The following is a 14,278-nucleotide window of genomic DNA, read 5'->3' as shown; positions in this document are numbered from 1 at the left end:
TCGCCAAGCGGGATAACTTCGCGCTTTGTTGCCGTCCACAATCCAGTTAAAGAACCCATCATGTTTACAGACATCATCAACGGCCTGTTTGCCGACTATGACGAAAGCTTCCACAGTGCACAGGCGGTGACCCCCGAAAGGGTCGCGCAGGTGGAAGCGGCACTCGGCTATCGTCTGCCTGCCAGCTACATCGCCCTCATGACACTGCACAACGGTGGCAGTTTGAACCGCTATATCTACCGCTACCCCGAAGAAGACGGCGGCGAGAGTGAGCTGCTGGTGCGTGGCATCAGCGGTATCGGTTTCGACGGCGATTCCACCCTGTGTGGCGCCTGCGGCAGCCGCTTTTGGGAAGATCCGGACAACTGGGGTTATCCCCCTATCGGCATTTACTTCGCCGAAGAAGACAGCGGACATGGACTGTTCGCGCTGGATTACCGCAACCTCCCTGCGGATGTTGAACCGCCCGTGGTGAACATCTATCACGACAGCATGACCATCACCCGGATCGCCGCCAATTTTGCCGAATTCGTGCGCTGCCTGAGCGGCGATGACGATAACTGACACCTGCTAACCGAGACTCCGCCACCATGACCTACACCGCCCTGCACAACCACAGCGAATATTCCCTCACCGACAGCATCCTGCGCATCGAAGACATCGTCGCTTTCGCCAAAGCGCAGGGGGCGGAGGCCGTCGCGCTCACCGACCGCAACAACCTCTACGGCGCGCTCAAACTCTACAAAAAAGCGCGGGCGGCGGGCATCAAGCCCGTCATCGGCTGCGACCTCACCATTCGGGATGCCGACGGCAGCGACAACCAGCTCGTCCTTCTCGCACAGGATCACGCGGGCTTCATCCACCTTTGCGAACTCGTCAGCGCCGCCTACCAATACGACCAGGACGCGCAGGGCATCGCCGTGCACATCGACCGCCTCACCGCCGGACAATGCAGCGGCCTCATCGCGCTTTCCGGCGGCCTTTCCGGCGACCTCGCCCGCTTCCTGCGCCGCAACGATCTCGCCGCTGCCGAAGCCCGCGCCGCACACTGGCAGCACATCTTCCCTGGCCGTTACTACCTGCAAATCGCCCGCCATGGCGAAGCGGGCGAGGCGGAATACGAAGAACTCTGTCAGACGCTGGCGGGCAAACTCGGCCTCGCAGCGGTTGCGACCAACCTCGCCTGCTTCATGAATGCGGACGACTACGACAACCACGACATCCGCGTCTGCATCAGCGGTGGCTGGCAACGCAGCGACGCCAAACGCCCGCACGACTACAACCGCCGCAACCACCTCAGTACCAACGAAGAAATGGCGGAACGCTTTCATGATGCCCCGGAACTGCTCGCCAACAGCAACGCCATCGCCACCAGATGCAACCTCGAACTTACCCTCGGCAAAAACTACCTGCCCGACTTCCCGCTGCCGCAAGGGGTGGCCATTGAAACCCACCTCATCGAACAGGCAAAAAGCGGCCTTGAAGCGCGGCTCGCAACCCTCTTTCCCGACCCCGCCACGCGCGCGGAAAAACGCCCGCCCTACGACGCCCGCCTTGACATCGAACTCGGCGTCATCAACCAGATGGGCTTCCCCGGCTACTTCCTTATCGTCGCCGACTTCATCCAGTGGGCGAAAGACCAGCATATCCCCGTCGGCCCCGGACGCGGCTCCGGTGCCGGCTCCCTCGTCGCCTACGCCCTGAAAATCACCGACCTCGACCCGCTCGCCTACGACCTCTTCTTCGAACGCTTCCTGAACCCCGAACGCGTCTCCATGCCCGACTTCGACGTGGACTTCTGCATGGAACGCCGCGACGAAGTCATCGAATACGTTTCAAAAAAATACGGCGGAGAGCGCGTCTCGCAAATCGCCACCCACGGCACCATGGCCGCCAAAGCCGTGCTGCGCGACGTGGGGCGCGTCCTCGGCATCCCCTATCCCACCGTGGACCGCCTCGTCGCCACCGTCCCGCCCGTCCTCGGCGTCACCCTGCCTGATGCCCTCGGCCAGAGCGCGAAAAGCAAAGACAAACCCGAACTGCGCTCAGACGCCATGCAGGACATCTACAACACAGACGAAGACATGCGCGAAATCATCGACATCAGCCTCGCCCTCGAAGGCCTGACGCGCAACGTCGGCAAACACGCGGGCGGCGTCGTCATCGCCCCGACCAAACTCACTGACTTCTCGGCGCTCTACAGCGAAAGCGCGGGCGCGGCGATAGCCACCCAATTCGACAAAGATGACATCGAAGCCGTCGGCCTCGTCAAATTCGACTTCCTCGGCCTGCGCACCCTCACCGTCATCGACTGGGCGCTCGATCACATCAACCGCCGCCGCGCCCGCGAAGGCGAGCCACCGCTGGACATCAGCACCCTGCCGCTGGACGACCCCGCCACCTACAAACTGCTGCAATCGACCCACACCACCGCCGTCTTCCAGCTCGAATCCAGCGGCATGAAAGAACTCATCCGCAAACTCAAGCCCGACACCTTCGAAGACATCATCGCCCTCGTCGCCCTCTTCCGCCCCGGCCCGCTCGGCTCCGGCATGGTGGACGACTTCATCAACCGCAAACACGGCCTCGCCGAAGTCGAATACCCGCACCCCGACCTCGAAAGCATCCTGAAAACCACCTACGGCGTGATGGTTTACCAAGAACAAGTCATGCAAGTCGCGCAAAAACTCGCCAACTACAGCCTCGGCGAAGCGGACAACCTGCGCCGCGCGATGGGCAAAAAGAAAGCCGAAGAAATGGCGCGCAACAAAAACATCTTCGTCAGCCGCGCCGTCGAACGCGGCGTGCCGGAAAAACAGGCGACCGACATCTTCGACCTCATGGCCAAATTCGCCGAATACGGCTTCAACAAATCACACAGCGCTGCCTACGCCCTGCTTTCCTACCAGACCGCCTGGCTCAAGACGCACTACCCCGCCGAACTCATGGCAGCCGTGCTCACCTCCGAAATCGAAAAAATCGACAAAATCGTGCGCTTCACCAACGAAGCGCGCGACATGGGCCTCACCGTCATCCCGCCCTGCATCAACCGCTCCCAATACGCCTTCACCGTCAGCGACAAAGGCGAAATCATCTATGGCCTCGGCGGCGTCAAAGGCGTGGGCGAAGCCGCCATCCACATCCTCCTCGAAGAACGCGAAAAACACGGCGACTACACCTCGCTCGAAGACCTCTGCCGCCGCCTCGACCTCAAAAAACTCAACCGCAAAACCCTGGAAACCCTCATCTGCGCCGGCGCCTTCGACAACATCGAACCCAACCGGGGCGCACTCTTTGCCGCCGTCGAACAAGCCATCCGCCTCGCCGAACAGCACCACCGCAACCGTGATCAAGGCCAGGGCGACATGTTCGGCCTCTTCGGCAGCGACGACACCCCGCCCGGCCTCATCCTCAACCCCGCCGAACGCTGGGAACTGCGCGACACCCTCACCGCCGAAAAACAAACCCTCGGCCTCTACCTCAGCGCCCACCCCATTGATGAAGCGCGCGAAACCCTGCTGCAAATCAGCCGGGGCAAAACCATCGCCGCCTTGCAAGAAAACATGGAAAACTGGCAACGCCCGACACGACGCGGCGACGCCATCGAAGTCCTGCTCACCGGCGTCGTCATCGAAGCACGACACATGACCAGCAAAAAAAACGGCAGCCCAATGGCGTTCATCACCCTGGACGACCGCAGCGCCCGCCAGGAAATCGGCGTCTTCGGCGAAGCAGCGGAAAAATACCGCGAGCTCTGCAAAGCGGACAACATCCTCATCATCCGGGGCAAAGCCGACTACAACCCCTACAAAGAAGAATGGCGCATCAACGCCGACGCCATCTACGACTACTACGAAGCGCGCTACAGCCTGCTGCAAAAACTCGACATCCACCTCAACGCCGCCGACGTCAACCGCGACATCTGGCAACAACTCAAAACCGCGCTCGACCCGCTCGCCGGCAAACAGGGCGTGCGCATCAGCATCACCCTGCACGCGGACGACATCCATGCCAAAGGCAGCCTGCACCTGCCCGCGCACTACCGCATCGGCCACGAACAAATGCAGCACCTGAACACCCTGTTGAACCACCCGCCGATGCAGCGGCATTACTGAAACAAGCGCAGGACGAACGCAGGGCGGGCCCAGTGTTTACGCCGCTTGACGCGCGCCCAATCTTGAAATTTGCACGAAAAAGCCCCTCCCCCATTGGGGGAGGGGTTGGGGAGAGGGTTAAAAAAATCCGCGCAGCGACAAAAACCAGTACCTACGCCGCCTGGCGGCCACCCAAACCGCAGGGCGAACCTCAGCCCGCCAAAAGCCCGCGTTTTACCTCACCAACCGGATTAACAAACTACCATGCCTACATTCCACATCCACGCGCAAAACCCTGCTTTTTATATCGCCCTATTGGCTTTGGGCTTATTGACTGCCATAAAATCAGGTACCGTTGCACCGGAAGCGGGCATTTGGACACTGAGGATGCCTAAAAATTATGATGAAATATTGCCTTACTGCCCACCCGAATTACAAAGCATCATTGAGTGTTTTGACGAACTAGATGCCTTATATACACTCGACCCTGTCGCATACGCCAAAACCATAGATCAATTTATTCACGATTTACATCACATCTTGGCGGAATATTCCGAACAATACGGTGTGAACTTAACCATTAGCAGGCAGATATAAATATCAGGATTCAAGCTGTTTTTATATCCAGATAGTCTTTTTAATTATAGGAACGATCATGTTTTCAGATTTGGAATTAGCTGGCCGCGCTCGCAGCCGATATTATCGGCAATAAAAGAACTTTCGCCGGAATTATGGGCAGACCCGTTTCGGGAGAAAGAAACTCTGGGTAAATAAACCGTCTTGTCCTTATTGCCGGAAATCTATCAAAACCATATTTTGAGTATCGCCACCGCACCGACTTTATAAAATTGACTGTCGTCCTCCTGAAATCGTTTGAGCCCAGCAACCACGCCGCTTGACGAGCCCGGCAACCACGTCGCTTGGCGGTCTTTCTTCCGTGCCACTATCAAGAATGCAAAAAGCAGGCTGCGCCTGCTCAATGGGCTAAAGCCCATCCTACGCGAGCCCAATAATGGCGCCGCTTGGCAGGCCCGGTAACCACCCCGCTTGACGCGGGTCCAGTATTGACGCCGCTTGGCGGCGATACAATCCCCCTCCTTTTTCCATCACCACGGAGCCACCATGACCGAAACCTTCCCCGCCTTCTTCGCTGCCGCCCCGACCCTGCGCGTGCATGACCCGCTGGCTGCCTTCCTCGGCGCCTCCCAGGACGGCATCCTCGAATACCACTACGCCGATGCAGTGCGTCTTGCCGGGCATTCCTGCCCCACCGTTGCCGGTGCCTATCTGCTCACCCGGCGCGGCCTGCGCGCCCTCTATGGCGACACATTGCCCGAACGCGGCGGCATTGCTGTGCAGATGCGCGACAGCCGTGATAGCGGCACAACGGGCGTTATCGCTGCCGTCGCTACCCTGCTCACCGGCGCGGCAGCGGAAACCGGCTTTGGCGGCATCGGCCCCGCCGCCCGCTTTACCCGCCGCGACCTGCTGGATTACGACGCGCCCATCCGTGGCCTGATGGCCCTGCGCCGCCTTGATAACGGCGCCAGCGTCGAACTCGAACTCAACGCCGCCGTCGTGCCCTTCCCGGCGGAAATGCAAAGCCTGATGCCGAAAGCCGTCAGCGGGCAGGCAACGCCGGACGAACTCGCCCGCTTCGGCGAACTGTGGCAGGCACGCGTGCGTGTCATGCTGCTTGAGCACGCCGATGATCCCGAACTCCTGCACATCCTCTGAACCTTCGCGCCATCTGCCGTCAGCGCATAAAAAAACGTGCCGGAAATCCGGCACGTTTTTTAGCAAGCATCCGTTCTCAAAACGGCTTCAAACTGGCAAGCAGCACGATGCCAATCAGCGCCAGGCTCGGCACCTCGTTGAACAAGCGGTAGAACGCATGACTGCGGCGGTTTTGTCCGGCGGCAAACGCGCGGTTCATCCGCCCGCAGACGATTTGATAGACAACCAACCCGGCGACCAGCAGCAGCTTCGCGTGCAGCCAGCCCTGTCCTTTCAGAAAGGCCCAGCCGCCCGCCCACAAGAGCAGGCCGCCGAAAACCAGCGTCATCCCCATGCCGATGTGCCCCATGATGTAGAGCTTGCGCTCCATCACGCAGAAGCGCCGCATGGATGCCGCATCCCCCTCGCTCTGCGCCATCGCGTGATACACATAAAGACGCGGCAGATAAAACAACTCCGCGAACCAGCACACCGCGCCGATGATATGCAGCGCTTTCCAGGTCAAATACGCCATAAAAACCTCATGAATGATGATAGTAAAGGCACGCAGTGTAGCGCTGTGCATCGCCATAAAGAAGCCGCGCTACAATACCGCCCATCCCCATAACCACAGCGATCATGCACAACTACCTCCCCCCGAAAACCGCCAAAATCGCCGTCGGCATCTCCGGCGGCGTGGATTCCTCCGTCACTGCCTGCCTGCTCAAAGAAGCGGGCTACGACATCTTCGGCATCATCATGAAAAACTGGGAAGAGACATACAGCAGCGGCTACTGCACCCTCGAAGAAGACCTGGAAGACGCCCACGACATCTGCGAAACCATCGGCATCCCGCTTTACACCGTGAACTTCGTCGCCGAATACCACGAGCGCGTTTTCAAACACTTCCTCGCCGAATACCAGGCGGGGCGCACACCGAACCCGGACGTCCTCTGCAACCGCGAAATCAAATTTGCCGAACTCGCCCATTATGCCGCCACCCACGGCGCTGACTACCTCGCGACAGGGCACTACGCGCGGCGTGGCGAACATGCGGGCGCCCCCGCGCTCTACAAAGGCGTGGACGGCAGCAAAGACCAAAGCTACTTCCTGAGCCAAATCACCCCCGACCAACTCGCACGCGCCATTTTCCCGCTCGGCGGCCTCGCCAAAAGCGAAGTGCGCCGCATCGCCGAACAGGCCGGACTCGTCACCTACGACAAAAAAGACTCCACCGGCATCTGCTTCATCGGTGAACGCCCCTTCCGCGACTTTCTCAGCACCTACCTGCCGACCAAACCCGGCAAAATCATCACCGCGCAAGGTGCATGGATTGGTGAACACATCGGCCTGATGTACTACACCATCGGCCAGCGGCAGGGGCTGGGCATCGGCGGCGTCGCCGGCGCCAGCGAAGAACCGTGGTACGTCCTCGACAAAAACCTTGCCGACAACACCCTCATCGTCGGCCAGGGCGAACACCCGCTGCTCTACCACCAGGCGCTGACCGCCCGCCAACTTTCCTGGCTGAACGAAGCGCCGCAAGAAAACCACATCTACACCGCCAAAACCCGCTACCGCCAGGAAGACCAGCCCTGCCGCATCCAGTGGCGCGGCGGCGACGAAATCCGCGTTGCCTTCGCCCAGCCACAGCGCGCCGTCACCCCCGGCCAATACCTCGTCCTCTACGATGGCGACCGCTGCCTCGGCGGCGGCGTCATCGAAGCCCGCCACCACACCGCAGAAACCCCATGAAGCACACCGACGCCGAAGCCCAGGCCTGGGCACTTGCCGCCCTCTTCCTCGCCATTGACCGCCTGCGCGCCGCTGCCGAACGCGGTGAAGTTGATGACGCTGCCGAACTCACCCTCATCCCCAGCCTGCTGCGCACGAACGCCGCCGACATCGCCGACTACTACGGCGAACCGCATGACCCGCTCACGCGAGGCCGTGACGCCTTCCTGCGCGTCTTTAACGGCAAAAACGACCAACAGGGCCTGCGCTACAGCGCGCAAATCCTGCACGTCGAAAAACGCCTCGCCAAAAATCCCGCCCTGATGGCACTGCTGCAAACCCGCCTGCAAGACGCGCGCCGCCAGGCCGAACACTTCCCGTCGAACCATCCCAACCTCCTAGCCGGTCTCGCTACCACCTATCAGGACACCGCGAGCCAGGCAGCGGGGAAAATCATGGTCATCGGCCGCCCCGAATACCTCCAGCAAACAGAAACCATCAACCGCGTCCGCACCCTGCTCCTCTGCGGCGTCCGCGCCGCCAGCCTGTGGCGCGCCTACGGCGGCAACCGCTGGAACCTCCTCTTCGCGCGGCGCAAACTGGAAGATGCTCTGCGCGGGCTGGCATTCTGACGGCCTGCACACAGCAAAAGCCCCTCCCCATTGGGGAGGGGCTTTTTTTATCCCGTCTGGCGGTTTAATCCAGCCCTTTTTCGTGCAGCCAGTGCGCGATGTGGTCGGCGACTTGTGCGTTATTCAGGTCGCTGAACAGGAAGTGGGTGTTGCCCTTGATGCCGACTTTCGGCAGGTGGACGAGTTCGGCCTTGCCGCCGTGTTTGTTGACCGTATCGACGAACTGCTGCGCCATTTTCATGCGGATATGCCATTGTTCGCCGCCCTGCGTGCCGTCGAGGTGGTCGGGAATGAAGTCGCCAAAGTAGATGACGATGGGGATGCGGGTCAGTTTGGCGAATTGTTCCGGTGGCACGGCGAGCGGGGAAACGTCGCCGAATTTGCTGGTCAGTTTCGGTGGTGCTTCGCCTTCAGGGAAGTAGAAGGCGCCCGGCTCGATGGCGATGATGCCTTGTACCTTGTCGCTTGCCATTGCCGTCGTCCAGCCGATGATGCCGCCTGCCGAATGGGTCACGAACACGCCGCCACCGGTTTTGGCGAAGAGTTGGCTCATGCTGTCTGTAATCACGCCAACGTCGAAGCTGCCGGTGTCCGGCGTCATCATGCGGAAGAATTGTGCTTGCGCCGCCGGGTCTTTGGGGAAGGCGACGCCGTCGTTCATTTTGGGGTAGACGCCGATGCGGAATTGCGCGTACCAGAACTGGTCATCCGGTGTCGCGCTCAGTTCGACGGCGACGGTGCTTTGTCCCGCCTGCCCGCGTCGTGGCTGATCAACGAGATAGACGGGGTAGTGTTTGCGCAGAAAGAGTTCGTTGAAGCCCGCTCTGCCATCCGGCGTGGTCATCCAGCCGCGCGCCGACTGGCCGTAGCCGTGCAGGAAGACAAGCGGCGTTTTTTTGGCGTCGACCGGGATTTGGTAGAAGACGCTGGCGTGGTCGCCGTGCAGGGTCATGCCGCCGGCGGCCACAGCGGCTTTATGCGCGTCCCAGAATGCCCCGCCGCTGCGCTTGGCAATGCTTTCGGGAATCGGGGTGTAGCTGCCCGGCGAGGTTTTGACGGTGCCGCCAATGGCAAAGCTGCCTTGTTCGGCAAGGGTGAGCGGCGCGGCGGTGGCTTGGGTAGCGAAGCCGATAGCGGCAATGGCGGTGAGGAGGGCGGTTTTGGGCTTCATGGTTTTTCCTTGCTTAGAAATTCAGGTTCGGGGCGAGTAAACGCTGCAATTTCTGGTCGTGATGGGCTTTGACTTCCGGCTGGTTGTCGAAAATCATCGTTTTGCCGTTTTCGGGTGTGTAGGCGTCCCATTGCGGCAGGCCTTCACCGTTGGGGTTGCCGGTTTTGGCAAAGTTCGTCCACGCACGGCTCATTTTGTCGGCAAGCGCCTGCGCTGCTTGGCCGCCACCGGTGGCTTGTGCCATTTTTTGGATGTTGTTGAACACAAACGCGATTTCAGAGGTGTGGTAACTCATCGGCACGCCATTGAACACCGGGGTATCCCACGCAAACAGGTAGTTGTATACCGGGGCGCCGCGCTGTTCGGCTTTGATGCGGGCGGTTTTTAATGCAGGGGCACGCAGGAAGCTATCCACATAGAGGGCGTCCGCCTTCAAGCGGTTGGGGTAAGCCGCTTGAAAGGCATTTACGACGGCTTCGGTCTGCTTGCCATATTTGCTTTGCAAACGCTTGTTGACTTCGGCCTCACTCCAGGTGAAGCGGTTGCTTTTTTGTGCGTTTGCCAGATCCAGTTGCAGCGGGAAGCTTTCCCATTCGGCAAAGTTGGAGCCGATGAGCAGCGGTATGTCTTTGGCGATATCGGGATATTTTTCGCCTACCGGTTCTTGCGGAATCAAGCGCCCGTCCAGGCTCGGCGCCCAGGAAAGTCCGTAGCCCCCCGTGCCGCGTACCGGCGTGATTTTTTGTTCTTCGGCGGTTTGTTTCAGGGCTTTGTTGGCCGCATCGTTGATTTGATTCGGGGTAAAGCCGTTCAGTTTGGCGAGACTGTTTTTGTCCACGCCCAGGTTTTTCAGCGTCAGCTCGGTTACGCGCTGCGACGTTTTTTGCGGGGTCAGGGTCATCCCTATTTTTTCCACCGCACCGCTTTGCACCACCGCTTTATGGAACAGACCCTTGGCACTTGGCATGGCCATCAGGGTCAAGACTTTCGCCCCGCCGCCCGATTCGCCGAAGATGGTGACGTTATTCGGGTCGCCGCCGAATTGGTCGATATTGGCTTTTACCCATTCCAGCGCCGCCACCAGGTCTTGCATGCCCACGTTGGTGGAATCTTTGTATGGCCCGCCGTATGCGGATAAATCCAGATAGCCCATCGCGTTCAGGCGGTGATTGACCGATACCACGACCACATCGCCTGTGCGCGCCAGGTTTTCGCCGTCATAGCTGTGCAAGTCGTTGGATGCGCCTGATTGGAAACCGCCGCCGTGAATCCACACCATGACCGCCCGTTTGTCGCCGTCGTTTTTCTTCGGCGCCCAAATGTTCAGGTTCAGGCATTGTTCGCTTTCCGGCATTTCGGGGCCGGCAAAGAAGAAGGAGCGCCCGCCCATCGGCACCTGCGGGCAAACGTCGCCATAGGTCAGGGCCAGTTTTTCGCCCTGCCAGTTCGCCACTTTTTGCGGCGGCATGAAGCGGGCAGCAGTGGCATACGGAATGCCCTTGTAGGTCAGGATGTCGCGGTGGATATAGCCTTGCACCGTGCCGCTTTGGGTTTGCACGACGGCGATGCCGTTGCCGGCCTGTATGGCGTCGGCGTGGGCAAAAGCAGGCAGGGCCAGGGTGATGGCGAGGGTAAGTAGGTGCTTTCTCATAAGCGCTCCTGTCATGGGTAAAGGGTGGAAGCGGCGGGTAGTGCGTGGCAACAGTGGCGGGCCAAGCGCTTTTTCCAGCACGTCGCTGTTTCAGGCAGCCTGGTGAACGTGTCAGGGGGCGGCGAGCCCTGTTTCCATCAGCCATTTTTGCAAGACGCCCTCCAACTGCCCCGGGGCATGGACGACATTCATGGTCAGCGGCAAACCGCTTGTGAAATGGCCGTTGCGGATTTGCTGCGCCAAGGCGTCGCGCATTTTTTCGTCGTGGTCGTAAAAGGTCCAGAACACATAGACGTTTTTGCCTTGGAAATCCAACTGCGACAGCAGGGTCTGCATCGGGTTGGCGATGGTGCGCCCCCACACCGGAATGCCCAGAATCACCTGCTGGTAACGGTCGATATTCGGTATTTTCGTGATAAGTGGCGGCAGGATGCCTTGTTCCTGCTCGGCTTTCGCCACGTCCCACGCTGCCCACATATCGCGGTCGTAGATGGTTTTCGGCTTGATTTCGTAGGTGTCGGCGCCGGTCATTTTGGCCAGCCGTTGGGCGATGCTGTGCACCGTGCCGGTGTGGGAGTAGTAAACAATCAAAGTTTTGCTCATGGTTTTGTGTCCTGTCGGGGCGGGGCGGTCTGCCGCAGCGGCGTTGATGCCGAATGCTGCTGACAACGCTGCAATGCCGCCCGCTGTTATGAGGTTTCTGCGTAATTTGTTCATGTGTGTTCCTTTCCTGTCGTCCGCCAAGAGCGACAGGTTTGTTTACAGGTTCTTGCCGAAAAAGTCCTTCAGCTTGGCGCTGATTTCTTTGACGTATTCCGGTTGCCAGTAGGTCTGGATGTGGCTTGCGCCTTTGACGAGGAAGAGTTCTTTGTTGGCTGTGCCGCTGGCGTTTTTGAAGACTTCTTCGCTCATGTAGAGGCTGTCGGCCTTGTCGCCGGCAATCATCAAGAGCGGCTGGTTAATCAAATCCACATTGGTGTTGACGTCGAAGGTCATCAGGTCTTGCAGGCTGCTCAAGGTGTAGTTGGTCTGCGAGTTCGGGTGGGCGTGCGTCTGCGCGTAATACTCGTAGCCCTCGCGGTACATTTCATAGGGCAGTGCGGCGACTTTTTCCTTGCTCATGCCTGCCGCAAAGGCCGGGGAATACTGCACTTCGCCGCCCGCCACTTCCTGAGCGCGGGCGGCAGCGGCCTGTGCCAGGCGCTCCTGAATGGTGTCGGTTTGTGAGCGCATGAAGCCGTTGCGCCGTGCATCGCCGCTGTTGAACATCGACACGGTCGCCACCGCCTTGAAGCGCTTGTCGCTTTGCGCCGCCTTGATGGTGTAGCCCCCGCCGCCGCAGATGCCGAGCACGCCGAGGCGCTTTGCGTCCACACCCTGGTACTGACTGATGTAGTCGGCAGCGGCGCGGATGTCTTCGATGCGGAACTGTGGTTTGTCGATATAGCGCGGCTTGCCGCCACTCGCGCCCTGATAGGCGGCGTCAAAAGCGATGGTGACGTAGCCTGCCTCCGCCAGTTTTTGTGCGTATAGCCCCGCGACCTGCTCTTTCACGCCGCCGTTGGGGTGGGCAACAACGATGGCGGGGTAGCTTTTTGCCGGGTCGAAGTTGGCGGGCGTATAGACGTTCGCCGCCGCTTCGATGCCGTTGGCTGGGTAATGCACGGTGTGCAGGTTGACCTGGCCCTTGACGTTTTCGCGGATGGCGCCGTCGTAGGTGAGGGTGAAGGGGTTGGCTTTGTAATTAGCGGCCATGGCAGCTCCTGTGGTGGTGAGTAAAACAAGGGAAAGCAGGATGGTGCGTAACTGCACGGGGCAATCCTCAGTAAATGATGCGGGTGTAGGCCATCGCCGCCAGTCGCCAAGCGGTGTCCTGTTGCCCCCAGGTTTCGGTAACAACAAAGGGGTTGGTCACGGTTTCGCCGTTCACCACGGCGGTGAGGCGGATTTTGTTGAGCAGGATGGCGGTCGTGCCGATAAGGCGCACGCTCTGCTCTTCCACGTCCAGCTTTTTGAGCCGAATCAGGCTGCCGATGGCGCCGAGTTCCTGCGTTTTGTCGAGGGTCGCGCCCATGTGGACGAACACGGCGGCATCGTCAATCAGCGGCGCGGCGGCGGCTTTGTCGGCTTGCAACAGGGCGTGCCAGAGGCGGGCGGAGAGGTTGGGGATATCCGGTGGCATAAAGATTCTCCTGAAGGGCGTGGATTAGCGCATCTGTTTTTGCCAAAACGCCAACGCGTCTTTCTCCCAGCCAGCGGCGGATGTGCCGCTGCCGAGGGCGAAACCGTGGCCGAGGCGGGGGTACTCGTGAAATTCGGTGGGCACGCCCATCGCTTTGAGCTGTTCGATACGGCGGCGCATGACGTGTGGTGCGGCAATGCCGTCGTTTGCGCCCACGGCGGCAAAAGTGGCGGGTTCGCCAGCGCGGTTGATATCGCTGTGCCCCGTGTACAGCATGATGACGCTCACGGGTTTGGACGGTTCGCGTTCGCCGAAAGCCTGCGTGCCATAAGAGCCAATGGCTGCCGCCATTCGCGCACCGGCGGACGCCCCCCAGACGGAATAGCCGTTTGGATTGACCTTGAGCGCGGCGGCGTTTTCGCGCACAAACGCTACCGCCCGCGCCATATCCTGCGTGGCCGCCTGCCCGCCCGCGCCGGCACGGTATTTCACTACGAAGGCGTTATAGCCCTGTGCCGCCACGCGCTTGGCGATGGGGAAGCCCTCGTGCAGCGAGCCGACGTAGGCAAAACCGCCGCCCGGCGCAATCATGGCAAAGGGGGCGTTGTCTCTTCCCTTAAACATGAAGATGCCGGTGTGACGTTTGCCCGGGTCGCGGCGTTTGTCGGCTTCGGCATAAATCTCGTAAAACACCGTCTTGCCCCGCGCCCGCTGCGCCGCCATATGGTTGAGCGTTTCGACGATCTCTGCGGGATGAATGTGGCTGTGATACGGCATCAGCTCCGCCACGCGGTTAAGCGGCAGATCGGGCGGCTCGCGGCCGTCGTCCCACGGCAGCAGGCGCTCGGCAAAACCCTGAAAAGCGGGCTGGGCGAGGACATCGCGGATGGTGCTGTCCGTGCTCAGCGGCTGGGCATGGAGCGGCGCCATGACCGCACTGCCGCACAGCAGGGTGGCGAGCAGCATTGAACGATTTTGTTGCATATAACCTCGTAAAAACCGCCGGCAAACGATGTAGGAAAATAGATTCGGCAAGGATAACCACCGCGTTTGTGCGGGTAAACCGCCTATTCGTGCATGAAGCGTTAAGCAGCAGCG

The 14,278-nt window shown here is 60.1% G+C and carries 13 protein-coding genes; 6 read left to right on the top strand and 7 right to left on the bottom strand.

What is annotated here, in order from left to right; genetic code table 11:
* Positions 1-60 precede the first annotated feature (60 nt).
* The 4 genes from DY250_RS10050 to DY250_RS10030 all read left to right on the top strand — a co-directional run bounded on the left by DY250_RS10050 (position 61) and on the right by DY250_RS10030 (position 5,831).
* Entirely contained in the window at positions 61-564 is a 504-nt protein-coding gene (locus DY250_RS10050) for an SMI1/KNR4 family protein (protein WP_115612175.1), read from the top strand.
* 26 nt (positions 565-590) lie between these two features.
* A complete protein-coding gene (dnaE, locus tag DY250_RS10045; RefSeq protein ID WP_115612174.1) occupies positions 591-4,115 on the top strand; it encodes a DNA polymerase III subunit alpha in 3,525 nt (1,174 codons plus the stop codon).
* A 243-nt stretch (positions 4,116-4,358) separates the two neighbouring features.
* Positions 4,359-4,691, top strand: coding sequence for a hypothetical protein (locus DY250_RS10040; protein ID WP_115612173.1), 333 nt, complete (start codon positions 4,359-4,361; stop codon positions 4,689-4,691).
* A gap of 525 nt (positions 4,692-5,216) precedes the next feature.
* Positions 5,217-5,831: a hypothetical protein gene (locus DY250_RS10030; RefSeq protein ID WP_115612171.1), complete on the top strand. Its 615-nt coding sequence runs from the start codon at positions 5,217-5,219 to the stop codon at positions 5,829-5,831.
* A gap of 76 nt (positions 5,832-5,907) precedes the next feature.
* Here DY250_RS10030 and DY250_RS10025 read toward each other — a convergent pair whose 3' ends face one another.
* The gene (locus DY250_RS10025) at positions 5,908-6,345 is read right to left on the bottom strand and encodes a CopD family protein (RefSeq protein ID WP_115612825.1); all 438 of its coding nucleotides are present in this window, start codon (positions 6,343-6,345) and stop codon (positions 5,908-5,910) included.
* 104 nt (positions 6,346-6,449) lie between these two features.
* On the opposite strand from DY250_RS10025, the gene mnmA reads away from it, so the two are divergent.
* Together mnmA and hflD are read left to right on the top strand one after the other, a co-directional pair.
* Positions 6,450-7,565, top strand: coding sequence for a tRNA 2-thiouridine(34) synthase MnmA (gene mnmA, locus DY250_RS10020; protein ID WP_115612170.1), 1,116 nt, complete (start codon positions 6,450-6,452; stop codon positions 7,563-7,565).
* Positions 7,562-8,176: a high frequency lysogenization protein HflD gene (gene hflD / locus DY250_RS10015; RefSeq protein ID WP_115612169.1), complete on the top strand. Its 615-nt coding sequence runs from the start codon at positions 7,562-7,564 to the stop codon at positions 8,174-8,176. Before mnmA ends, hflD begins: the two co-directional genes overlap by 4 nt.
* 64 nt (positions 8,177-8,240) lie before the next feature.
* Here the strand turns inward: hflD and DY250_RS10010 are convergent, their stop codons facing one another.
* The 6 genes from DY250_RS10010 to DY250_RS09985 form a co-directional block, all read right to left on the bottom strand.
* Complete coding sequence (locus tag DY250_RS10010) at positions 8,241-9,347, bottom strand: alpha/beta hydrolase (RefSeq protein WP_115612168.1); 1,107 nt, start codon at positions 9,345-9,347, stop codon at positions 8,241-8,243.
* Between the two features lie 13 nt (positions 9,348-9,360).
* Positions 9,361-10,998, bottom strand: a complete 1,638-nt coding sequence (locus DY250_RS10005; RefSeq protein ID WP_115612167.1) for a carboxylesterase/lipase family protein — start codon at positions 10,996-10,998, stop codon at positions 9,361-9,363.
* A 111-nt stretch (positions 10,999-11,109) separates the two neighbouring features.
* Positions 11,110-11,715 (bottom strand): flavodoxin, encoded by a 606-nt coding sequence (locus DY250_RS10000; RefSeq protein WP_115612166.1) that lies wholly within the window; start codon positions 11,713-11,715, stop codon positions 11,110-11,112.
* Between the two features lie 42 nt (positions 11,716-11,757).
* Positions 11,758-12,753, bottom strand: a complete 996-nt coding sequence (locus DY250_RS09995; RefSeq protein ID WP_115612165.1) for an alpha/beta hydrolase — start codon at positions 12,751-12,753, stop codon at positions 11,758-11,760.
* Positions 12,754-12,820: 67 nt separating this feature from the next.
* Complete coding sequence (locus DY250_RS09990; protein ID WP_115612164.1) at positions 12,821-13,180, bottom strand: nuclear transport factor 2 family protein; 360 nt, start codon at positions 13,178-13,180, stop codon at positions 12,821-12,823.
* A 24-nt stretch (positions 13,181-13,204) separates the two neighbouring features.
* On the bottom strand, positions 13,205-14,164 hold the full coding sequence (locus tag DY250_RS09985; protein WP_115612163.1) for an alpha/beta hydrolase: 960 nt from the start codon (positions 14,162-14,164) through the stop codon (positions 13,205-13,207).
* Between the last annotated feature and the right edge of the window lie 114 nt (positions 14,165-14,278).

The organism is Cardiobacterium valvarum (genome assembly GCF_900460955.1).
Classification (GTDB): Bacteria; Pseudomonadota; Gammaproteobacteria; order Cardiobacteriales; family Cardiobacteriaceae; genus Cardiobacterium; species Cardiobacterium valvarum.
Note: the sequence above shows the minus strand (reverse complement) of the source record. Positions and strands in the feature narration are given on the sequence as shown.

Bases quoted from the DNA above. Each gene is read 5' to 3' on its own strand.
- DY250_RS10005 (WP_115612167.1), bottom strand. From the start codon at position 10,998: ATGAGAAAGCACCTACTTACCCTCGCCATCACCCTGGCCCTGCCTGCT.
- DY250_RS10000 (WP_115612166.1), bottom strand. From the start codon at position 11,715: ATGAACAAATTACGCAGAAACCTCATAACAGCGGGCGGCATTGCAGCG.
- dnaE (WP_115612174.1), top strand. From the start codon at position 591: ATGACCTACACCGCCCTGCACAACCACAGCGAATATTCCCTCACCGAC.
- DY250_RS10030 (WP_115612171.1), top strand. From the start codon at position 5,217: ATGACCGAAACCTTCCCCGCCTTCTTCGCTGCCGCCCCGACCCTGCGC.
- DY250_RS09985 (WP_115612163.1), bottom strand. From the start codon at position 14,164: ATGCAACAAAATCGTTCAATGCTGCTCGCCACCCTGCTGTGCGGCAGT.
- DY250_RS10010 (WP_115612168.1), bottom strand. From the start codon at position 9,347: ATGAAGCCCAAAACCGCCCTCCTCACCGCCATTGCCGCTATCGGCTTC.
- DY250_RS10025 (WP_115612825.1), bottom strand. From the start codon at position 6,345: ATGGCGTATTTGACCTGGAAAGCGCTGCATATCATCGGCGCGGTGTGC.
- DY250_RS09990 (WP_115612164.1), bottom strand. From the start codon at position 13,180: ATGCCACCGGATATCCCCAACCTCTCCGCCCGCCTCTGGCACGCCCTG.
- DY250_RS10050 (WP_115612175.1), top strand. From the start codon at position 61: ATGTTTACAGACATCATCAACGGCCTGTTTGCCGACTATGACGAAAGC.
- mnmA (WP_115612170.1), top strand. From the start codon at position 6,450: ATGCACAACTACCTCCCCCCGAAAACCGCCAAAATCGCCGTCGGCATC.
- DY250_RS09995 (WP_115612165.1), bottom strand. From the start codon at position 12,753: ATGGCCGCTAATTACAAAGCCAACCCCTTCACCCTCACCTACGACGGC.
- hflD (WP_115612169.1), top strand. From the start codon at position 7,562: ATGAAGCACACCGACGCCGAAGCCCAGGCCTGGGCACTTGCCGCCCTC.
- DY250_RS10040 (WP_115612173.1), top strand. From the start codon at position 4,359: ATGCCTACATTCCACATCCACGCGCAAAACCCTGCTTTTTATATCGCC.